The 21,577-nt window shown below is 38.1% G+C and carries 19 protein-coding genes and 1 other RNA gene; 7 read left to right on the top strand and 13 right to left on the bottom strand.

Translation table 11 applies throughout. The features are described from left to right. Positions 1-4: 4 nt before the first annotated feature. From prfB to xerD, 4 genes are all read right to left on the bottom strand, one after another. A protein-coding gene (gene prfB, locus GTK47_RS08735; protein WP_165122797.1) for a peptide chain release factor 2 occupies positions 5-1,103 on the bottom strand; the annotation gives its coding sequence in 2 pieces (ribosomal slippage) (positions 5-1,027 and positions 1,029-1,103; 1,098 coding nt in all). 170 nt (positions 1,104-1,273) lie between these two features. Then, positions 1,274-3,007 carry a single-stranded-DNA-specific exonuclease RecJ gene (gene recJ, locus GTK47_RS08730; protein WP_165122796.1) on the bottom strand — a complete coding sequence of 578 codons (1,734 nt, stop codon included), beginning with the start codon at positions 3,005-3,007 and terminating at the stop codon, positions 1,274-1,276. Positions 3,008-3,016: 9 nt separating this feature from the next. Continuing rightward, positions 3,017-3,724: a bifunctional protein-disulfide isomerase/oxidoreductase DsbC gene (dsbC, locus tag GTK47_RS08725; RefSeq protein WP_088494965.1), complete on the bottom strand. Its 708-nt coding sequence runs from the start codon at positions 3,722-3,724 to the stop codon at positions 3,017-3,019. 33 nt (positions 3,725-3,757) lie between these two features. Further along, entirely contained in the window at positions 3,758-4,696 is a 939-nt protein-coding gene (gene xerD / locus GTK47_RS08720; protein WP_165122795.1) for a site-specific tyrosine recombinase XerD, read from the bottom strand. 108 nt (positions 4,697-4,804) lie between these two features. Between xerD and fldB the strand changes: the two genes are divergently transcribed. After that, on the top strand, positions 4,805-5,323 hold the full coding sequence (gene fldB, locus GTK47_RS08715) for a flavodoxin FldB (protein ID WP_165122794.1): 519 nt from the start codon (positions 4,805-4,807) through the stop codon (positions 5,321-5,323). Between the two features lie 16 nt (positions 5,324-5,339). On the opposite strand, the gene GTK47_RS08710 is transcribed toward fldB, so the two are convergent. Both GTK47_RS08710 and sdhE read right to left on the bottom strand, forming a co-directional pair. Next, complete coding sequence (locus GTK47_RS08710; protein WP_165122793.1) at positions 5,340-5,747, bottom strand: protein YgfX; 408 nt, start codon at positions 5,745-5,747, stop codon at positions 5,340-5,342. Between the two features lie 479 nt (positions 5,748-6,226). Further along, complete coding sequence (gene sdhE / locus GTK47_RS08705; RefSeq protein WP_165126547.1) at positions 6,227-6,502, bottom strand: FAD assembly factor SdhE; 276 nt, start codon at positions 6,500-6,502, stop codon at positions 6,227-6,229. A gap of 264 nt (positions 6,503-6,766) precedes the next feature. Between sdhE and ygfZ the strand changes: the two genes are divergently transcribed. Then, positions 6,767-7,753 (top strand): tRNA-modifying protein YgfZ, encoded by a 987-nt coding sequence (ygfZ, locus tag GTK47_RS08700; protein WP_165122792.1) that lies wholly within the window; start codon positions 6,767-6,769, stop codon positions 7,751-7,753. A gap of 30 nt (positions 7,754-7,783) precedes the next feature. After that, positions 7,784-8,386: an HD domain-containing protein gene (locus GTK47_RS08695; RefSeq protein ID WP_165122791.1), complete on the top strand. Its 603-nt coding sequence runs from the start codon at positions 7,784-7,786 to the stop codon at positions 8,384-8,386. 89 nt (positions 8,387-8,475) lie between these two features. Here the strand turns inward: GTK47_RS08695 and gcvP are convergent, their stop codons facing one another. From gcvP to GTK47_RS08660, 7 genes are all read right to left on the bottom strand, one after another. Next, positions 8,476-11,352 (bottom strand): aminomethyl-transferring glycine dehydrogenase, encoded by a 2,877-nt coding sequence (gene gcvP, locus GTK47_RS08690; protein ID WP_165122790.1) that lies wholly within the window; start codon positions 11,350-11,352, stop codon positions 8,476-8,478. Between the two features lie 133 nt (positions 11,353-11,485). Then, complete coding sequence (gene gcvH / locus GTK47_RS08685) at positions 11,486-11,878, bottom strand: glycine cleavage system protein GcvH (protein WP_165122789.1); 393 nt, start codon at positions 11,876-11,878, stop codon at positions 11,486-11,488. Between the two features lie 34 nt (positions 11,879-11,912). Further along, positions 11,913-13,007 (bottom strand): glycine cleavage system aminomethyltransferase GcvT, encoded by a 1,095-nt coding sequence (gcvT, locus tag GTK47_RS08680; RefSeq protein WP_165122788.1) that lies wholly within the window; start codon positions 13,005-13,007, stop codon positions 11,913-11,915. A 414-nt stretch (positions 13,008-13,421) separates the two neighbouring features. Continuing rightward, positions 13,422-14,657: an FAD-dependent 2-octaprenylphenol hydroxylase gene (ubiI, locus tag GTK47_RS08675; protein WP_165122787.1), complete on the bottom strand. Its 1,236-nt coding sequence runs from the start codon at positions 14,655-14,657 to the stop codon at positions 13,422-13,424. 55 nt (positions 14,658-14,712) lie between these two features. After that, a complete protein-coding gene (gene ubiH, locus GTK47_RS08670) occupies positions 14,713-15,885 on the bottom strand; it encodes a 2-octaprenyl-6-methoxyphenyl hydroxylase (protein WP_165122786.1) in 1,173 nt (390 codons plus the stop codon). Positions 15,886-15,898: 13 nt separating this feature from the next. Next, the gene (gene pepP, locus GTK47_RS08665) at positions 15,899-17,209 is read right to left on the bottom strand and encodes a Xaa-Pro aminopeptidase (RefSeq protein ID WP_098942217.1); all 1,311 of its coding nucleotides are present in this window, start codon (positions 17,207-17,209) and stop codon (positions 15,899-15,901) included. Between the two features lie 63 nt (positions 17,210-17,272). Beyond that, complete coding sequence (locus GTK47_RS08660; protein WP_165122785.1) at positions 17,273-17,851, bottom strand: YecA family protein; 579 nt, start codon at positions 17,849-17,851, stop codon at positions 17,273-17,275. A gap of 176 nt (positions 17,852-18,027) precedes the next feature. Here GTK47_RS08660 and zapA point away from each other — a divergent pair, with 176 nt between their 5' ends. From zapA to GTK47_RS08640, 4 genes are all read left to right on the top strand, one after another. Then, positions 18,028-18,357 carry a cell division protein ZapA gene (zapA, locus tag GTK47_RS08655; protein ID WP_023581530.1) on the top strand — a complete coding sequence of 110 codons (330 nt, stop codon included), beginning with the start codon at positions 18,028-18,030 and terminating at the stop codon, positions 18,355-18,357. A gap of 109 nt (positions 18,358-18,466) precedes the next feature. After that, positions 18,467-18,650, top strand: a non-coding RNA gene (gene ssrS, locus GTK47_RS08650) — 6S RNA. Positions 18,651-18,820: 170 nt separating this feature from the next. Further along, positions 18,821-19,414, top strand: a complete 594-nt coding sequence (locus GTK47_RS08645; protein WP_165122784.1) for a 5-formyltetrahydrofolate cyclo-ligase — start codon at positions 18,821-18,823, stop codon at positions 19,412-19,414. 110 nt (positions 19,415-19,524) lie between these two features. After that, a complete protein-coding gene (locus tag GTK47_RS08640) occupies positions 19,525-21,576 on the top strand; it encodes an ABC transporter transmembrane domain-containing protein (RefSeq protein ID WP_165122783.1) in 2,052 nt (683 codons plus the stop codon). Position 21,577: the final 1 nt, after the last annotated feature.

Genomic DNA, 21,577 nt, shown 5'->3' with positions numbered 1-21,577 from the left:
TTCCTCACAGGCCCGCTTTTAAGCTAGCTTCAATAAATTTATCAAGATCACCGTCTAATACTGCTTGTGTATTACGTGTTTCCACACCAGTACGTAAATCTTTAATACGTGAATCATCAAGAACATAAGAACGAATTTGACTACCCCAGCCAATATCGGACTTGTTATCTTCCATTACTTGCTTATCTGCATTTTTCTTCTGCATTTCCAGCTCGTATAACTTCGCTTTCATCTGCTTCATTGCCTGATCTTTGTTCTTATGCTGAGAGCGATCGTTTTGGCATTGAGTGACAAGACCTGTTGGAACGTGGGTAATACGTACCGCAGATTCTGTTTTGTTGACGTGCTGTCCACCCGCACCTGAAGCACGATAAACGTCAATACGTAAATCCGCGGGGTTGATATCAATATCAATATTGTCATCAACTTCAGGGTAAATAAAGGCAGAGCTAAATGAGGTATGGCGACGGCCACCTGAATCAAATGGACTTTTACGAACTAAGCGATGAACACCTGTTTCTGTACGTAACCAACCATAAGCGTACTCACCAATAATTTTGATAGTCGCTGATTTTAATCCTGCAACATCACCGTCAGATTCTTCAATAATTTCTGTTTTAAAGCCTCTTGATTCAGCCCAACGTAAGTACATGCGCATCAGCATACTAGCCCAATCTTGCGCTTCTGTACCACCAGAACCGGCTTGTAAATCAAGGTAGCAATCCGCACTGTCATATTCACCAGAGAACATGCGACGGAATTCTAATTGCTCAAGCTTTTTATTTAATACATCTAATTCAGCAATGGCTTCGTTAAATGTTTCTTCGTCATCAGCTTCAACCGCTAACTCAAGTAAACCAGAAACGTCTTCTAGTCCTTGATCTAACTGGTCGATTGTTTCTACGATAGCCTCAAGAGATGAACGCTCTTTGCCTAATGCTTGTGCCCTTTCTGGCTCATTCCATACATCAGGTTGTTCTAATTCAGCGTTAACTTCTTCTAAACGCTCTTTCTTGGCATCATAGTCAAAGATACCCCCTGAGAACATTTGTTCTTTCAGAGACTTCTTCTATTTGGTGTTTTACGGGGTTGATTTCAAACATACTTTTTCGTCTTTATGTTGTTTTCAAAAACAATTGGAATAAATTTTGAACCGCATATTGTAACGGATATATCAGCGGGTTTATAGCATTTATATACAATTGTCTATCAGATAGTTGTTACCATAACAACGTTACCCTTTATATCACGATAAATTATTTAATTATTCGTGCTAACAAGGCCAAATATGCTCAACAAGCAATTGTGCATTACGTTGTCCTCGAAACTCATTTACATCTAATCGATAAGCTAACTCAACCGTTTTAATGCTGTTATCAGGCCATATATTGATATCAACATTAAATGCAATCGCATCAATCATAAGATGACTATTCACGGGTTGGAGCATCATTTTTAAATGCTTACTGCCCACAATCCGTTGTTGTAACAGCGTAAATTTACCGTCAAATAGAGGTTCAGGAAAAGCCTGTCCCCAAGGCCCTGCTTCTCTTAGCATTTCTGCAATAGGCAATGAAAGTTGATTATCGGCTAGTTCACCATCCGATAAAATTACGCCTTGTAACTGTTCAGCGGAAACCAACTCTGCCATCAAAGACGAAAAATGACGCTGAAACAGCGGGAATTTATCCTCTTCAAGTGAAAGCCCTGCCGCCATTGCGTGCCCGCCAAATTTCACCATCAAACCCGGATTTAACGTATTTAATCGTTCTAATGCATCCCGAAGATGTACACCACTAATTGAACGACCTGAGCCTTTTAACAAACCATCACCGCTAGGTGCAAAAGCAATAACAGGGCGATGCAATTTTTCTTTAATACGAGATGCTAAAATACCCACAACACCTTGGTGCCACTCAGGATGATAGATTGCTAAACCATTTGGTAAATCATGTTGTGTTCCCATAAATTGACGGAAAATGGTTGAAGCTTCTTCTTGCATACCTGCTTCAATTTCACGCCGAGTTTGATTTAATCCATCAAGTTCATTAGCAATTTCACGCGCAGAACCAATATTGTCGGTTAAAAGTAAAGCAACGCCCACAGACATATCATCAAGACGTCCAGCTGCGTTTAAGCGAGGCCCTAAAGAGAAACCCAAATCGCTACTGACTAGTTGAGCGAGTTCTTTTCGAGAGACTTCCGTTAGCGCTTTTATCCCTACACAACAACGACCAGCCCTAATTCGGCGTAATCCTTCATAAACAAAAATACGGTTATTTTCATCAAGAGGAACAACATCTGCCACAGTGCCTAATGCAACTAGGTCAAGAAAATCCGCCATATTGGGGCGAGCTAAGTTTTGTTGCTCAAACCAACCTTGTTTTTCTAATTCAGCTCTTAATGCCGTCATTAAATAAAAAGTAACGCCAACACCAGCTAGTGATTTAGATAAAAAAGAACAATCTGTCAGATTAGGATTAATAATCGCATCAGCAGCGGGTAAGGTTTGTCCGGGTAAATGGTGATCAGTAACGAGGACACGAATACCATATTCATGAGCTGTATCCACACCTTCAAAAGAGGAAATTCCATTATCAACAGTGATAATGAGATCAACCCCCTTTTTAGCAACGTCATGAACAACTTGAGGGCTTAAACCATAGCCATCGTCAAAGCGATTAGGAATATGATAGCTAACTTGCTTAAATCCCATTTGGCGTAATGCTTTAATCGCAAGTGCAGTACTTGTTGCACCATCAGCATCAAAATCGCCGACAATAACAATACGAGATTGTTGCTGTAACGCATCAATCAGTAATGAAATTGCCGTTTCTATTCCTGTTAATGCTTGATAATGAAGTAAGCCTTTTAACGATCGTTCTAGTTGAACTTCAGATGTTATTCCACGATTAGCATAAATTTGTCGTAATAAGGGATCTAAGTTATCCGGTAATTGAGTTGCCTGTGCCATTCGACGACGCAGTGTCGGTTCAATAGTGACCATAAAACGTAATTACTTCTCTTTTTTATCTAATAATTCAACAAGGTTTTGAGCAGAAATATATCCACCGTAGATACTGGCATTAGGTAATACAATAGCAGGAGTGCCTTGAATACCCATCATGGTGCCTAATTTAAAGTGTTCATTGATATTGATTTTTGCACATTCATCAATAGGGATAATTTTGTCACCTTTAAATGCGCTGTCTAATGATTTATTAGGAAAACCACTACACCACACGGCATTCATTTCTTTACTCACAATATTATTGCCAACACCGTTACGAGGAAATGCTAAATAACGCACTGTTACACCCTGTTTATTCAGTTCAGGCACTTCTTGGTGAAGTTTTTGGCAATAAGGGCAACTGATATCGGTAAAAATGGTGATCATATGGCGCTCATTACGCGCTTTATAAACAATCATTTCATTTTTAAGTGAGTCTACTTTTTTCATAATAACTTGATTAGCAATACTAACTGGCTCACCGCTACTAATATTATAAATAGGCCCTGCGGTCAGATATTTACCATCATCTGTAATATAAAAAATGCCTTTATCTGATAACACGGCATTTAATCCAACAATCGGTGTTGGTTGAATACTCTCTGCTTTAATCTGCATTTTAGCCAATTGCGCTTCAATAGAAGCATTGTCAGCAAGTACTGGCATTGACACCATACTTAATAATATTGGCAACCAGAATAATTTTTTTTTCATTTGAATTCCTATTTAACACCAGCTATTTAGCGGCTATCCCCTTGGATGATGTTGCTGATGAAGCGCTTTCAATCGTTCAGTTGCAACATGGGTATAAATCTGTGTTGTAGAGAGGTCACTGTGCCCCAATAACATCTGTACAACACGCAAGTCTGCTCCATGATTTAAGAGATGTGTCGCAAATGCATGACGCAACACATGGGGTGATAGTTTTTCAGTATCGATCCCTGCTATCACGGCATAATGTTTTATCCGATGCCAGAACGTTTGTCGTGTCATTTTTTGCCCTCTTAAGCTAGGAAAAACAATATCGTCCGTTTTCCCTTGCATTAAAGTGGGTCTTCCATATTGCAGATATTGCTCTAGCCAGTAAATAGCTTCTTCACCTAAAGGAACTAATCGTTCTTTATCACCTTTACCAATAACGCGTAGTACGCCTTGTCGTAAGCTGATATCAGAGAGAGATAATCCCACTAATTCAGAAACACGAAGTCCGCACGCATAAAGAACTTCAAGCATCGCTTTATCTCGTAATTCAAGTGGTTCATCAATGCAAGGTGCATTGAGTAAATCATCAACTTGTCGCTCACTTAAATCTTTTGGTAAGCGTTTGGGAAGCTTTGGGGTTGAAAGCAATGCACTGGGATCGTCTAAACGTAATTTCTCACGATATAAATATTGGAATAACCGACGCATTGTACTGAGTAACCGAGCTGCACTGCTGGCTTTATAACCTTCATCTAAACGCGTTGCGAGAAAAGATTGCAAATCCAAAGTAGTGACTGATAACCAATCTAATTGGTGATGTGCAAGCCATTGCCCCAATGCTTGTAAATCTAAACGATAAGAGCTGAGTGTATTAGCGGATAAGCCTTGCTCTAACCAAATATTGTCGAGAAATTGTTCAATGATAATATCAGTATCTTCATTGGTATGAGTTGTCTTTTTTGTCGATAATTCGGTTTGTGACACGGTCTTGCTCTCCCTATCTTTAGCTTATCGCCTTTACATTATGCCTTATAAAAAAAATTTTCTGGTACAATAGTGACCTTTATTGGCAAAAATATCCTAAAAACCTTTATGAAAATTGGTCTATTTTACGGTTCTAGCACCTGTTACACCGAAATGGCAGCAGAAAAAATTCGTGATATTCTCGGTGAAGAGTTTGTTGATCTTCATAATGTTCAAGAGTGTGATATCACGCTTATGGAGCAATATGACATCCTTATTTTAGGTATTCCAACTTGGGATTTTGGTGAGATCCAAGAAGATTGGCTCAATATTTGGGATACATTGCCGACATTAAATTTAAAAGATAAGCTTATTGCAATGTATGGAATGGGCGATCAGGTTGATTACAGTGAATGGTTTCTAGATGCGCTGGGTATGCTCTACCATCATTTATTACCAAGTGGTGTTAAGTTTATTGGGTTCTGGCCTGTGGATGGATATGAATTTGTCAGCCCAAAACCTTTATCTGATGATGGTAAGCATTTTGTTGGTCTTGCATTAGATGACGTTAACCAGTTTGAAGAAACTGATGAACGTTTATCACAATGGTGTATGCAAATTCTACGTGAAGTAGAAGAAAACTTATAAATTTAATATCCAGATATTAAATATCTGGATATTGCATTAATAACTGAGAGAAGTTACGCCACTCATTTTCAGTCATACTATCAAAAGCGACCCATAACGTGATTTGTTTTTTATTTAGAATAGAAGTCAACGTTATTCGAGTACCAAAACGACTGATCCAAGGATGTTTTGTTATTTGCCATTCATGCAGTTTCCATTGAATTCGATTACCATTCAGTAAAACAAAATCCCCTTTGATACGACTAATATTCTTTTGTGTGAAATACCAGCTACCGATCAGGAAGAGTAACAATGGCACCCAAACATAAATAAAATCAGGAGGCCACGGATACAACAGTAAGCCTATCACAAAGGCAACATAAGCAACCGTTGAGAAGAGTTGGGTGAACCATGATACTGTGAGGTGCGATTTCCATAAAATCACGAGTTATATTAACTCCTGCGGTAATTCTATACGGACATAAATAAGTTAAAAATAATAAAGACTAACCTATTTATAATGTAACTTCTTTCTTAGCCTTGCAAATAGTTTATCTTACATTTTAGCTCAATTATTTATGGTTATTTTTTCTATTTAATATGCGCTTAAAAAATACAACTTAATAAGAAATACGTAATTTTTATTCTTTTTTAATCGTTGTTTTAATAAATTCAGCATACCTGATTTATTCAGTATAAAACGAAAAACATCAAAAAAAGGCGATTTAAGCCATCATTTTTAGAGATGATGCGCAAATTTAACGTAACTACATTTTTTATTTCAGTAAAATTTAGAGTGTTATTAGTATTATTAATTTTTTATATAAAAATAAAAACGCCTTTATTTGATGAGAAAATAAAAGCGTTATTTTTAATCAATCTTAATTACTATTTGATATATCGCTGATTTGATAATCTATTTTATTAATATTTATCAACGATCTCCGCCATTCTCGCTTTATTTCGTTCTTGGATTAATTTCACCATATAATAGAGCTCATCATCATCAGGGCGTCCATGATTCATTAACCAGTTAAATAAATCAGGATCTGCACACTCCAGTAAACGAACAAAAAGCGCTTTATCGTTATCAGATAGCGTATCGTACTCATTCTCGAAAAAAGGCATGATAGAAATATCCAGTTCACGCATTCCGCGACGACATGCCCAATTAATTCGTGCTTTATTCTCTATATCGATAGTCATACTCTGCTCTTTACATTGTTCAAACCAAGAAATACCACTATTTCTTCCTAGCATTGATGATAGTCTTATCGCAAAATTTTTAACATCAAAATGATCACAGTTTGCTGGTTTAGTCTCATAGACAACCTATTGAACTCGCTTTCATTTGTTATTTATCAGTTTCATTTTCTGTGCGTTAAAAATAATAATGACTTGCATTGTCTTGTCACTCTTTTACCATAACTGATGTATCTGATTAATTTAATAGCTGGTGACATCATGACTCAAAATTCTACTCAGGCTAAACGCCCTCATGCAGCAATCAATTTGCCATTAACACTGGTTTCTTTAGATGAATGGTCACTGATAACAGCAACAGGTGCTGACAGTGAAAAATACCTACAAGGTCAACTAACTACAGATATTGCAGCCCTTCCAACAACGACACATGCATTGTCTGCACACTGTGAAGCAAAAGGTAAAATGTGGAGTACGCTTCGCTTATTCCACCAGCAAGAAGGTTTTGCTTATATTCTGCGTAAAAATGTCGCGCAAAAACAACTTGCTGAATTAAAAAAATATGCGGTATTTTCAAAAGTAACCTTAGCTGAAAATACAGATAGCGTTTTATTAGGATTAGCCGGACAAGGTGCTGCTCTTGCATTAGCCAATTACTTTTCAAATATCCCTCGTAAAGCAAACGAAGTTGTTAATCACGATAATACTTATATTCTTCAACTGCCTTTACCTACCGAACGTTTTTTAATCGTTACAGACGAAGAAACAGCAAAAAATCTTGCAACAACATTAAAAGCAGAAACCAGCAATAGCGAGCAATGGTTAGCCTTAGATATCGAGGCTGGATATCCTATTATTGATACTCCAAATATTGAACAATTCTTACCTCAAGCAACAAATCTGCAAGCATTACCGCTGAGCATCTGCTTTAAAAAAGGCTGTTATACCGGACAAGAGATGGTATCTCGCGCAAAATTCAGAGGTGCCAATAAACGTGCAATGTATCTGTTATCAGGTGGTGGTACTGAATTACCTGAGATTGGCGGTAGCGTTGAATGGCAATTAGGCGAAGATAAATGGCGTAAAACAGGAACGGTATTGAGTGCTGTACGTATGGCTGATAATACTATTTTGGCTGAAGTTGTTATGAATAACGATATGGAGCTCGATAGTGTATTTAGAGTTCAAGGCGATAACATCAGCCGTCTATCCATCAAACCATTGCCTTATTCTTTAGAAGAAGAGTAATTTTTATTTATCATACCAATACGGGTTTTTATGACACAATTACCTAAAGGGGCATTTGGCCCCTTCTCTGATACCATTAATTTTATTATGGAGTTAGATAAACTAAAACGCGTTTATCGTAAAAATAATGTATTAGATAATAGTCGTTCCGAAAATACAGCTGAACATAGCTGGCACTTTGCTGTTGCAGCAATGAGTTTTCAGCCTTATGCGGGTGATATTGATATGGGACGTGCTATTCAATTAGCGCTTGTTCACGATATCGTTGAAATAGATGCAGGTGATGTGATGGTGTATGACGTTGCCGCTCGCGAAGCGATTAAAGAGCACGAGCAAAAAGCCGCAAAACGTATTTTCTCTTTATTACCGTCCCCACAAAGTGAATATTTCCTCAATTTATGGCTAGAATATGATGCAGGTGAAACGCCAGAGTCTCAGTTTGCCAATATTCTTGATCGTGCTATGCCAATGCTGATGAATTTACATAATGAGGGGCAAAGCTGGGTTGAAAATAATATCCGCTTAGAGCAAGTATTAGCGCGTAACTTGTTTATTGAAAAACAGTGGCCGGAATTTTGGCAATATCTCTATCCTCAATTATTAGAGGCGCAGAAAAAAGGCTGGCTGAAGTAATATATTCAATGTTGTATTTATTAAATAAAAAATACCGATGGCTAACTTAACCATCGGTATTTTATTTAGGAATATTGTTAGATTAAAGCTTATTCATAATCACTAATTGGTGCACATGAACAATGTAAATGGCGGTCGCCATACACATCATCAAGACGTTTAACCGCTGGCCAATATTTGCTTTGTTTCGTTGCTTCACTTGGGAATACCGCACATTCACGGCTATAACTATGTGGCCACTCTTGCACTAATTCATATTGAGTATGAGGCGCATTAACTAATGGGTTGTCATCAATTGGCCATATGCCTTTATCTACCTGTGCAATTTCAGCACGAATAGAAAGCAGAGCCTCAATAAAGCGATCAATTTCACATTTACTTTCGGATTCTGTTGGCTCAATCATTAATGTACCCGCAACAGGGAATGACATGGTTGGAGCGTGGAATCCATAGTCAATTAGACGCTTAGCTACATCCATTTCACTGATACCGTAATTCGCTTTTAATGGACGAATATCGATAATACATTCATGTGCGACATAACCATCCGCGCCAGCATAAAGAATGTCATAGTCATTTTTCAGACGTTGTGCGATATAGTTCGCATTTAAGATCGCCACTTGGCTGGCTTGTTTAAGCCCTTGTGCGCCCATCATACGAATATACATCCAGCTAATTGGTAGTATTGAAGCGCTACCAAATTGAGCCGCAGAAACCGCACCTTGTGTAGTAATATTCTCCATTTCAACAACAGAATGCCCTGGTACAAACGGTGCTAAGTGTGATTTCACACCAATAGGTCCCATGCCTGGGCCACCACCGCCATGAGGAATACAGAAGGTTTTATGTAAGTTTAAGTGAGAAACATCAGAGCCAATAAAGCCTGGTGTAGTGATCCCCACTTGCGCATTCATATTGGCACCATCAAGGTAAACTTGTCCGCCATATTGATGAATGATTTCACAAACTTCACGAATACCTTCTTCATAAACACCATGTGTTGATGGATATGTCACCATCACACAAGAGAGTTCAGCTTGATGCTTTTCTGCTTTGGCTTTTAAGTCCGCAATATCGATATTACCGTTATCATCACAACCGACGACAACCACAGTCATTCCTGCCATATGAGCAGAAGCTGGGTTAGTACCGTGTGCTGAACTTGGGATCAAGCAGATATGTCGCGCACCTTCTCCACGGCTTTGGTGATAACGACGAATAGCTAATAAACCTGCATATTCACCTTGGGCACCTGAGTTTGGTTGCATACACATCTCATCATAACCCGTTAATGCAGCAAGCCAACTGGAGAGTTGTCCAATCATCACTTGATAGCCTTTCGCTTGATAAGCTGGGCAGAATGGATGTAACTCTGTAAACTCAGGCCATGTAATCGGGATCATTTCAGCGGCAGCATTAAGTTTCATTGTGCATGAGCCTAATGGGATCATCGCTTGATTCAATGCTAAGTCTTTGTTTTCTAAACGATGCATATAGCGCATCATTTCTGTTTCGCTGTGATAACGATGGAAGTTTTCATGCGTCAGCACTGTGTCTTTACGTTGCATAGAAGCAGGGATTGATACTGATGCAGATGCCACTTGTTTATCAAGTACATCAATATCACCGGCAAATGCTTTACCACTGATAATTTCAACAAGCTTTAATACATCTTCACGTGTTGTAATTTCGCTTAGTGTTACACCCACGGCACCCACAATATCAGTACGTAAGTTAATTTCAGCATCTTTAGCGCGTTGTAATACAGCAGCTTTATCTACGGTATCAATCGTTAAAGTATCAAACCAAGTTTTATGGCGTAATGCCATACCGTTTTGTTGTAAACCCGCGGCTAAAATATCTGTTAAACGATGAATACGTTGAGCGATGGTTTTTAATCCTTCTGGCCCATGATAAACCGCATACATCGCCGCAATATTGGCAAGTAAGACTTGGGATGTACAAATATTGGAGTTCGCTTTTTCACGGCGAATATGTTGCTCACGCGTTTGCATCGCCATACGTAATGCACGATTACCCGCAGCATCACGAGAAACACCAATAATACGTCCCGGCATCGCACGTTTATATTCATCACGACAAGCAAAGAATGCCGCATGTGGTCCACCGTAGCCCATTGGAACACCAAAACGTTGCGCTGAGCCTAATACGATATCAGCACCTTGATGACCAGGTGCAGTGAGTACCACCAGCGCCATTAAATCAGCGGCAACACTGGTAATAATTTTGCGTTCTTTTAGTGCTGCTAATAACTTACTGTGATCATGAACTTCACCCGTTGTGCCGACTTGTTGTAATAGCACGCCAAAGACACCTTCAAGCTCTAATACTTTTTCAGCCTTATCAACAACTACTTCAAAACCAAAGGTATCAGCTCGAGTTCTGACAACATCTAAAGTTTGAGGATGAATATCATCAGCAACAAAGAAACGATCCGCATTTTTTAATTTGCTTACGCGTTTTGCCATTGCCATCGCTTCAGCTGCTGCCGTTGCTTCATCTAGCAGCGATGCAGAGGCAAGATCCATTCCTGTGTAATCAATTGTAACCTGTTGAAAATTCAGTAGTGATTCTAGACGGCCTTGAGAAACTTCTGGCTGATACGGTGTATAAGCGGTATACCAACCCGGATTTTCTAATAAATTACGCAAAATAACAGGAGGTAATACAGAAGGCGCGTAACCCATTCCAATATAGGAAGTGAAACGTTTATTTTGGCTGGCGATCGCTTTCAGTTCAGCCAAGGCTTCTTGCTCTGTTGCTCCTGCACCCACATTTGGCGGTGTCTCTAATTGAATATTATCTGGAACAATTTTTTGAGTTAATTCATTTAATGAGGAGACGCCAACAGCACTGAGCATCTCTTTAATCTGTTCTGGTGATGAACCAATATGGCGACGAATAAATTCATCGCGATACTCTAACTGATTTAAAGTCTGTGTCATTGCAAGTAATTTCCTGAATTCACTATGAATAGATAGGTAAATAGCACACGGCTTAAAGCGCGTTGAGATAGTATTACGATAACAAGCTAACAAATAAAAACGCCCCGGCATTGATTTGACGGGGCGCTTCGTTTTACTCTTCGCTATCTACCAGTTCTTGATAACCCGCGGCATCAAGTAAGTCATCTAATTCGCTTTCATTATTTGCTTTAATACGAAATAGCCAACCTTCTCCATAAGGTGCACTGTTCACAAGCTCTGAAGAGCCATCTAACTCTTCATTGACTGCGATAATTTCACCCGATAATGGTGCATAGATATCTGATGCAGCTTTTACTGATTCCGCTACGGCACAATCATCACCAACAGCCACTTCTCTACCCACTTCTGGTAGATCAACAAACACCATATCACCTAATAATTCCTGTGCATGTTCAGTAATACCGATAGTGTATTCACCATTGCCTTCTGAACGGATCCATTCATGAGATTGTGCGTATTTTAATTCACTAGGTATTTGACTCATTGACCTTACTCTCCATTTAAAATAATTGTGCGTGTTACACCAATGCTTTACCTGAACGAACAAAACCAGGTTTTACTACTTCTACTGGCATCTCACGATTACGCATTAATACAATTGCGCTATCTTTTATACCTGCAGGAACTCTTGCTAATGCAATACTAAAGCCTAATGTAGGCGAAAAAGTACCACTTGTAATAGTACCTTCTCTTAATTCACCTAAATCATCAGTAAAGTGTACGGCAGTACCTGCACGCAACACACCTTTCTCTCGCATTACAAGACCAACAAGTTTATCTGTGCCTGTTGCGCGTAATTTTTCTAATGCTTCTCGACCAATAAATTGACGATCTTCCGGTACCCATGCAATCGTCCATCCCATATTCGCTTCAAGTGGATTAACAGTTTCATCCATCTCTTGGCTATATAGGTTCATTCCGGCTTCTAAACGTAATGTGTCTCTCGCACCTAATCCTGCAGGTTTAACACCCACAGCTAATAATTTTTTCCAAAAATCGACTGCTTGCTCTTTTGGCATTGCAATTTCATAACCTGCTTCACCGGTATAGCCTGTTGTTGCAACAAATAAGTCTCCAAGCTCTACACCATAAAAAGGCTTCATAGCAGAAACAACTTGGCGTTGCGCTTCGGTTAATAAGCTTTGTACTTTCTCTTGTGCATGAGGGCCTTGAACAGCGATTAATGCCAAATCGTCACGAACAGTGATATCCACAACATAATCTGAAGCATGTTGTTCAATCCATGCCAGATCTTTCTCACGAGTAGCGGAGTTCACAACGAGACGATAGAAAGAGTCATCAAAGTAATAGACGATAAGATCATCAATTACACCACCTGATGCATTTAGCATACCGGTATAAAGCGCCTTACCTTTTTCGGTGAGTTTAGCGATATCATTCGCTAATAAATAACGTAGAAAATCTTTAACTTGTGAGCCATGTAAGTCAACAATAGTCATATGAGAAACATCAAACATACCAGCATCACGACGTACAATATGATGTTCATCTATTTGGGAGCCATAGTGCAAAGGCATCATCCAACCATGAAAATCGACCATACGAGCACCACAGGCTACATGCTCATCATACAACGGAGTCTGTTTTGCCATTCTTCCCTCTTTCTACTTTTACTTTAGATTATTCAGAGAACGCAATTTGTTAAATATAAAATTAAACTTGATTTAAAATCATAGTGTTAATCTCAAGTTTAAGTTTATTTTTAAACATAAATTTAACAAACGCGAGCAATTAACGTACAACGCAAACGATACCATCCCCTTGAACTTAGCATTGTGAGAAAAAATAAACCATAAGTTAAAATAGGGTATAGCGTCTCTTAATCATAATGTAGACATATGGGTATGCAGAACTAATGATTGCAATTATGCGTATCAGCGCTCATTTTTAGCGAGGAATTACTGAAAAAAAGGAATTAGTGCAAAGAATAGACTGAAAAAATAGATTTTTTTAGTTCTATTTCTTCAGTCAGATATAAATAAAAGTAATGTGAAATAAGCGAGGAATTAGATTTTTTCAACTGAAGTGAAATTTTTATCACTTAACCATTCAGGTAAATCAGAAAGCCCCATTGCTTGCTCAAGTAACTTAGGTTTTACCCCCGGTAAACTATCTGCTAACGAAAGGCCGATATCCCGAACCAGTTTTTTAACTGGGTTGTTGCCAGCAAAAAGTTCACGAAATCCTTGCATACTTGCCAGCATTACGGCTGCTGCATGTTTGCGACGACGCTCGAATCGTCTCAAATAGAGATATTCACCAAAATCTTTACCTTCTGTTTTTAAGCGACGGATCTCACCGATTAACTCTGCAACATCCATAAAACCGAGGTTAACGCCTTGTCCAGCTAAAGGATGGATTGTATGTGCAGCATCACCTAATAGTGCTAAACGAGGGGCGGCAAATTGGCGAGCATAGCGACCTGTTAATGGTATGGTCATACGATCACTCATCAATTCACATTGACCTAAACGCATATCAAAGGTCACACCTAATGTGCGCTCAAATAAGGTTTTTTCTGCGTTTTTATAACTTTCAGCAAGATTACTTGGCAAAGACCAAACAATAGAACAAGCATGAGGATCAGAAAGAGGCAAAAACGCCAAAATACCTTCACCATGAAAGACTTGGCGTGCAACATTATCATGAGGCTGTTCAGTGCGAATAGTAGCAACTAAGGCATGATGTTCATAATCCCAAAAAGTCAGGGGAATATCTGCGTGTTTACGTAACCACGAATTAGCGCCATCAGCTCCGACAACTAATCTTGCCGTCAACATCTCACCATCATTCAGGGTTATAAATGCATCATTCTCCCCCCACACTACACGCTCAATCTGTGTAGATGAATAGAAGGTAATATCACTGTGGCTTTCACATTTTTGCCAAAGTACTTCACGAATAAGGTTATTTTCGATAATAGAGCCTAAATGGCTGAACCCTTCTTTTTGTGCTGAAAATTCAATACGACCAAAACTATCTTGATCCCAAACCTCCATGCCTTGATAAGGTGCAGTTCGTAGTGCTTGTAAATTTTCCCAAACACCTAATTTTTTCAGCAACATTTCACTGGCTGTATTAATAGCAGATACCCGTAATGAAAAATCATCCTGTGGGTGAAAAAGCTTCGTTACTGGGTGATTTTCTATTATCGCTATACGTAATCCACACCCGTGTAATCCGCTGGCTAATGCAAGCCCAACCATTCCACCACCAGCAATAACAACATCAAATGATTTCATAATAAAAGTATCCTAAAAAGCGATTATTTTAGAGCGCGCTGTTCTTTCTGCTTGTCTAGTCTGTCCAGCCCAATGTTTGATGCGCCAATTTATCTCTCATCATTGGGAGCAATTCCATCGTCATTAGCCCTAAGTTGCGAGAAACAATCAGTGGCACGCAACGATTTGCAAATACTTTCACCAACCCATCAGTAATAGAGATTGTTTTTTCTCTATCTTGTTGGCGCAGTTGTTGATATTGAGAGAGTACTCGATAACTACCAATATCGGTATTGGCATTAATCGCTTGAGTGATAGTATTAGCGAGCGCCATAACATCACGTAAACCGAGGTTAAAACCTTGCCCTGCAATAGGGTGAAGTGTTTGCGAGGCATTTCCAACTAACGCTAAACGATGACCAATAATTTGATTGGCTTTTTGTAGTGCTAAAGGGTAACAATTTCGCTTACCAATATGCTCTATCTTTCCTAAACGCCAGCCAAAATCACGCTGTAAATGTGCGATAGTTGTTTCATCATCCCACAGTAAAACTTCATCTAGTTTTTCAATAGGATGACACCACACTAATGAGCTACGCCCTTCACTCATCGGTAACATGGCTAATGGGCCAAACTCTGTAAAGCGCTCAAAAGCTTTACCTTGAGGATCGATTTGCGTTTTGACATTAGCGATCATAGCCACTTGGTTATAAGGTTCTCGTTGCCATTGAATGTGGCACTGGTGACCAATAGGTGAGTTCGTACCATCAGCGGCAATCAGTAAGTCACCCGATAATTGCGTACCCTCATCAAGTGTTACCTCAACAGAATCAATATTACGCTGAACTTGTTCAACTTTAGCAGGGCAATAAAGCGTGATATTAGATTGTTTTTTCAACTTGGCAAAAAGCTGGCGTCCGGCATCATGTAATTCAACAACGTAACCCAGCGCTGAGATATTATAGTCTTGTGCATGAATATTAACAAAACCACAATGCCCTCTATCAGAAACATGAACGTGATTAATGGGGGTAACAAAAGGTTTTAATGTTGACCAAAGCCCGATTTGCTCTAATCGTTTCGCTGTTCCATGAGCTAATGCAATCGCCCTTGCATCAAACCCAGGATGCCCATTGTCAGGCTCTTTTGCTTCAATTAACGAAATTGAAATCTTGCCTTTATTTAATGCAGAGAGTGCAAGTGCTAATGTCGCACCTGCCATCCCACCACCCACAATAATCACATTCATGCTGATTTTAGCCTTAAATTTTTCCTGCCATCAGAGCTTCAATTTCATCAGGATCTTTAACAACAGATGCCGTTAAATTCTCATTGCCTGTTTCTGTGATAACAATGTCGTCCTCAATACGAATACCGATACCACGATACTCTTGTGGCACATCTGCATCAGGTGCAATGTAAAGTCCCGGTTCGATGGTCAGTACCATGCCTGGTTCTAAAATACGGTCACGCTCAGTGCCATAATGTCCAACATCGTGAACATCAAGACCTAACCAGTGGCTTAAGCTATGCATAAAGAAACGCTGATAGGCTTTTGTCTCAATAAGATGATCGATTTCACCGTGCATAATGCCCAGTTTAACCAGTCCTTCGACCATGATATACACGACATGCTCAGTGACTTCTTTGATACTTGTACCAGGTTTGTACAATTCCAAAGAAACATTGATGGATTTTAAGACGATGTCGTAAATTTCGCGTTGTTGGCGGCTAAATTTGCCATTAACAGGAAAAGTACGGGTGATATCACCAGCATAACCTTCATATTCACAGCCTGCATCAATGAGAACTAAATCTCCATCGCGCATTTTGGTTTCATTTTCGGTGTAATGAAGAATACAACCATTTTCACCACTGCCGACAATACTGTTATAAGAAGGGAAACGCGCACCATGAGAAACAAACTCATGTTCAATCTCACCTTGAAGTTGATATTCGTACATACCCGGCTGACATTTTTGCATCGCACGCGTATGTGCTAATGCAGTAATTTTTCCGGCTTTACGCAGTAACTCAAGTTCAAAATCAGATTTAAACAGACGTTGTTCATGAACCATTGGACGCCAATCAATAATGGTTTGCGGCGCTTTTAAGTTACGGCGAGAACCTTTTCTTAAAGTTTCTAATGCACTAAAGACTATCTCATCAGCAAACGTGTATTCACCCTGAGCATGATAAACAACATCTAACCCGTTTAATAATTGGTAAAGTTGTTCACCTACATCTTCATAAGGTAGCGCCTTATCAACACCTAATTTTTCAGGTGCTGCTTCTTGTCCAAGGCGGCGACCAAACCAAATTTCAGCGGTTAAATCTCTAACGCGATTAAAAAGTACACTATGGTTATGTGTTTCATCACTTTTAATCAGTACAAGAATAGCTTCAGGCTCGCTGAAACCAGTTAGATAAAGGAAATCACTATGTTGGCGATAAGGATACTCACTATCGGCATTACGTTGCGCTGGTGGTGCAGCGAAAAAGATAGCTGCACTCGCAGGCTTCATTTGTGCTAATAATGCCTGACGACGGGATAAAAATTCTTGCTTATTCATACCCACTCCTGTCTTTCATTTATCTTTATGGTTATCTAATTAACGATGTAATTAATGATGAAATTAATGTAATACACGTTGCTCATTTTGTTCGTCATTTCCTTTGTCTTTTGGTGCGACAAAAGTGATATAACAAAGTTGAACGGATACTTTTACATATTCACTGACTTCTTCAAGCGCATCTTCAAGTTCTTCTTGGTTTTCGTCTTCTTCATAACCTAGCGCACCAATATTACGTAAATCAGTAATCACTTCGGTCAATTCTTTATGATCAGACAACTTAGGTTGAGCAACCCCCAGACCTAAAAGAAAATGATTAACCCAACCGGCAAGAGCATCGGCTCTTGGAAAAATAGATTCAGATTCGTCAGGTACTAACATCGAGAAATTGAACACACTGTCATCGAGCTGTTCGAAGGTGATGTGATAAAGCTCTTCAAGTGGCTCTGATAGCGTTTTAGGAAAAGCTAAACCTTCATTGGTCAGATCGTGTAATAAGATTTTCCAACTACTATCGCGCACTGCACCGCAAATAAATCCTGTAATCAAACCATGCATTTCAGCCGCGGTTAAAGGTACTGTATGTTGCTGTAATAATGCATCAATAGTTTGATAATTCGGTAATGTGTTCTGTTTTGACATAAGAATAAACGTCGCATTTAGGGGAATAGTTCAAGATATGCTACCATCAATAGAAGTCGCTGTACCAGTTAAGCCATGTTAATCATTGGAATTTTTGTAGTAATAGCGTTTAATACAGCGTTATAACCGTATACACTACTAAACACGTAGCACAGATTTTATGTCAGGAAGGAATCATGTCCGCACAACCCGTTGATCTTCAAATTTTTGGGCGCTCATTACGTGTCAATTGCCCACCAGAACAAAGAGATGCTTTACTGGCTTCTGCTGCTGAACTGGAACAACGATTACAAGATCTCAAAGAACGCAGTGGTGTTTCCAATACAGAGCACTTAATTTTTATCGTGGCATTAAATATGAGTCATGAGTTGGCAGAAGAAAAGTTAAAAACCAGAGACTATGCCTACAACATGGAAGAAAAAATAAAAATGCTACAACAATCCATTGAACAAGCTTTACACGATCAAGGCAAGCACCATGATCGCACTTTTTCAACTGCGAAGTAGATTTGTTCAGAAAGCATGCGTACACCACGAAATTCATAGATAATAGGTTGCTTTCTACAATTAAAATAATACAATAGTTCATAGATAAGGTGCTTAGCGCACCCACCAAATTTCTCTGAGATGTTTGCCAGCGGGCCAGTCCCCTGAGCCGATATTCGAAACACATAGAACGTGGTGATCTGTTGCTTGTGAGCATACCCGATTCGTTCAGGCAGCCTAATGGTAACAACGCTATGTTCACCTTGGACCATGGGTTCAAGGGTTACAGCTTGCGGCGGCATCTTGGAGACCCCTACTAAAGTTCTAAACACTAAGTATTTTATAACTACTTAATGTTTAGAACTTTTTTTATGTCTTCATTCTCATATCTTCAACTTCTTCGCTTTCTTACCTCTAAAGTGTGATAAATTGATTAAAATGATAGTTTCTACTTAATACCAACCGCTTATTGATGGATTGATGAATGACACACACTTCACTTTTTCAACAAAGAGATGAGATCCGCAAAGCTATTCGCCAAAAACGTCGTTTACTCACATTAGAAGAGCAACAACAAGCAGCTGATAAATTGTGTGAACAAGTTCTTGCTCATCCTAAAATCAAACAAGCACAGACTATTGCATTGTTTCTTTCTTTTGATGGTGAAATTGATACATCTCCACTGATTTCCCAGTTATGGGCATTGAATAAACAGGTTTGCTTACCTGTATTACACCCATTTCATCGCCATCATCTGCTTTTCTTGCGTTACACATCGTCTACCGTGTTAGTAAAAAATCGTTTTAATATTTATGAACCTCCTTTAAATGTGAACATGGTTATTCCCATCACTGATATTGATATTATTTTTACCCCTTTAGTGGCTTTTGATGCACAAGGCCAACGATTAGGTATGGGAGGCGGTTTTTATGATAGAACATTAGAAAGCTGGCAACAAAAATCATTTTACCCAATGGGGCTTGCTCATACTTGCCAACAAGTTGATTATCTCCCTACCGCTGATTGGGATGTTCCATTACCTGAAATTATTACTCCTGAAAAAAGATGGCATTTTTAAACTATTCTATTTTTTAATATCAATGATTATCTGTGTTTTTTTATATTTTTTATAAAAAAAACACTCTTAAATACCTTTTATATTCCCTCTATAAAAAGGTATTTATTCTAATGAATAATAAAGACATTCATTTAATTAAATGCATTAACATCATTATCAGCCTAATTAAAAATAAAGAAATAAAAACGGAACACAATCACACAGTAGATGAATTAGAAAAAGAGCACAATTTTAAATTAAAGAAAATAAAACCATCCGATTTATTAAAGAAACCAATTACTCATAAATTAATTTTTATAGATAAGAGTGATAATTTGTTTATTTTACTCAAGAAAAATAACAACAACCTTCTTATTTACAACACTCAAACAGATAAAACAGAAACTATCAGTATAGATAATTTATTTAAAATAAAAACCGTCTATTACCTTGATTTTAAATCAAACAATGAATTCAGTATTACTTGGTTTTTTCCTGTTTTTAAAAAACACAAAACTATTTTTTATAGTATCTTATTTTATTCATTAATTTTGCAATTATTACTATTAGCAACTCCTTTAGTTACACAGATTGTTATGGATAAAGTAATTATTCATCAAGCACAATTAACACTTGATATATTAATTATCACTTTAACTTTTATTGCTATTTATGAAGGGGTACTAAAAGGAATTAGAGAGTATATTTACCATCACACGGCAAATAAAATTGATCTCACCTTAAGCTTAAAAATCACTGAACACTTATTTAGATTACCTATTAGTTATTTTAAATCTCGGCAAACTGGTGCCATTGTCACTCGAGTAAAAGAATTAGATATTATTAGAGAATTTATTACTAATACGTTATTGATGTTAATTGTCGATTTTTCTTTTATCTTTATATTTATCTTTGCAATGGCAATGTTTTCGTTAAAGCTAACTTTATTATTCATTACCACTATCCCTTTTTATCTTATTTTAGCTAAGTTTCTTTCACCTAAAATAGAGCTTGCGGTTCAACAGCTTTATCAAAAAGCAGCAATTAATACTGGATTTCTTACCGAAAGTTTAGGGGGGATTGAAACAATTAAAAGCCTTTCTCTTGAACCTCGATTCACACAACAGTGGTATACACAGATTCATCAAGTCACCACTAAAAGCTTAGCACTTCAAAATATTGATAATTTATCGCGTTTTATTGTGTTGTTTCTTAATAAAGCAACAATAGCATTATTGTTATGGCGAGGAGCCTATGAGGTCATTTCTCTCTCGATGACAATAGGCCAACTTGTTGCGTTCATGATGCTCCTCAGATTCTGTTTACAACCCTTTGCGACGGCAATCGATGTTTGGGGTAAATATATCAGAACAAAAACGGCTATCTATAACTTACAAGATATTCTTAATCTTCCTAAAGAGCAGAATGCTGCAACACGACAATCCAATATCAAAGGTGAAATTACCTTTAATAAGGTGAGTTTTTATTATCAAAGCAACACTCCTGCTATTTTAAATAATATTTCATTACATATTAAAAAACATGAAGTTATTGGTATTATTGGTACTTCAGGATCAGGTAAAAGCACCTTAGTGCGAATGATTTCAGGTCTTTATATTCCACAATCAGGCAGTATAAAAATTGATGATATTCCACTTACACAATTTCATTTAACTAACTTACGCCAACAAATCGGTTTTGTGTTACAAGAGAATTTTTTATTTCATTTAAGTGTCTTTGATAATATTCGATTAACTCATCAACATGCTTCTTTAGAAGACGTTATTCACGTTGCAAAAATGGCGGGTGCCCACGAGTTTATTTTAAAACTTCCCTTAGGATATGACACACTTATTACAGAAGGAGGAATATCATTATCAGGAGGTCAACGCCAACGTATTGCGATTGCCAGAGCCTTATTAACCTCACCCAAAATTTTAATTTTCGATGAAGCCACCAGTGCTTTAGATGATAACTCCCAAGCCATAATTCAAAACAACTTTCCTCTTATTGCTAAAGATAAAACCGTTATTATTATTGCTCATCGCCTTTCAACTATTCGAAATTGTTCTCGTATTATTGTGTTAAATAAAGGGCAAATTATTGAAGATGGAAACCATGATGAATTAATTGTAAACAGTGGCTACTACAAAAAGCTTTGGCAACTTCAACAAGGATGTTGAG

This window comes from Proteus sp. ZN5, from assembly GCF_011046025.1.
In the GTDB taxonomy this organism is placed as follows: domain Bacteria; phylum Pseudomonadota; class Gammaproteobacteria; order Enterobacterales; family Enterobacteriaceae; genus Proteus.
This window is presented reverse-complemented; position numbering and strand designations above follow the sequence as displayed.

Coding starts and splice junctions, on each gene's coding strand:
- recJ (WP_165122796.1), bottom strand. CDS start 3,007: ATGGTCACTATTGAACCGACACTGCGTCGTCGAATGGCACAGGCAACT.
- dsbC (WP_088494965.1), bottom strand. CDS start 3,724: ATGAAAAAAAAATTATTCTGGTTGCCAATATTATTAAGTATGGTGTCA.
- fldB (WP_165122794.1), top strand. CDS start 4,805: ATGAAAATTGGTCTATTTTACGGTTCTAGCACCTGTTACACCGAAATG.
- ygfZ (WP_165122792.1), top strand. CDS start 6,767: ATGACTCAAAATTCTACTCAGGCTAAACGCCCTCATGCAGCAATCAAT.
- GTK47_RS08695 (WP_165122791.1), top strand. CDS start 7,784: ATGACACAATTACCTAAAGGGGCATTTGGCCCCTTCTCTGATACCATT.
- gcvP (WP_165122790.1), bottom strand. CDS start 11,352: ATGACACAGACTTTAAATCAGTTAGAGTATCGCGATGAATTTATTCGT.
- gcvH (WP_165122789.1), bottom strand. CDS start 11,878: ATGAGTCAAATACCTAGTGAATTAAAATACGCACAATCTCATGAATGG.
- gcvT (WP_165122788.1), bottom strand. CDS start 13,007: ATGGCAAAACAGACTCCGTTGTATGATGAGCATGTAGCCTGTGGTGCT.
- ubiI (WP_165122787.1), bottom strand. CDS start 14,657: ATGAAATCATTTGATGTTGTTATTGCTGGTGGTGGAATGGTTGGGCTT.
- ubiH (WP_165122786.1), bottom strand. CDS start 15,885: ATGAATGTGATTATTGTGGGTGGTGGGATGGCAGGTGCGACATTAGCA.
- pepP (WP_098942217.1), bottom strand. CDS start 17,209: ATGAATAAGCAAGAATTTTTATCCCGTCGTCAGGCATTATTAGCACAA.
- GTK47_RS08660 (WP_165122785.1), bottom strand. CDS start 17,851: ATGTCAAAACAGAACACATTACCGAATTATCAAACTATTGATGCATTA.
- zapA (WP_023581530.1), top strand. CDS start 18,028: ATGTCCGCACAACCCGTTGATCTTCAAATTTTTGGGCGCTCATTACGT.
- GTK47_RS08645 (WP_165122784.1), top strand. CDS start 18,821: ATGACACACACTTCACTTTTTCAACAAAGAGATGAGATCCGCAAAGCT.
- GTK47_RS08640 (WP_165122783.1), top strand. CDS start 19,525: ATGAATAATAAAGACATTCATTTAATTAAATGCATTAACATCATTATC.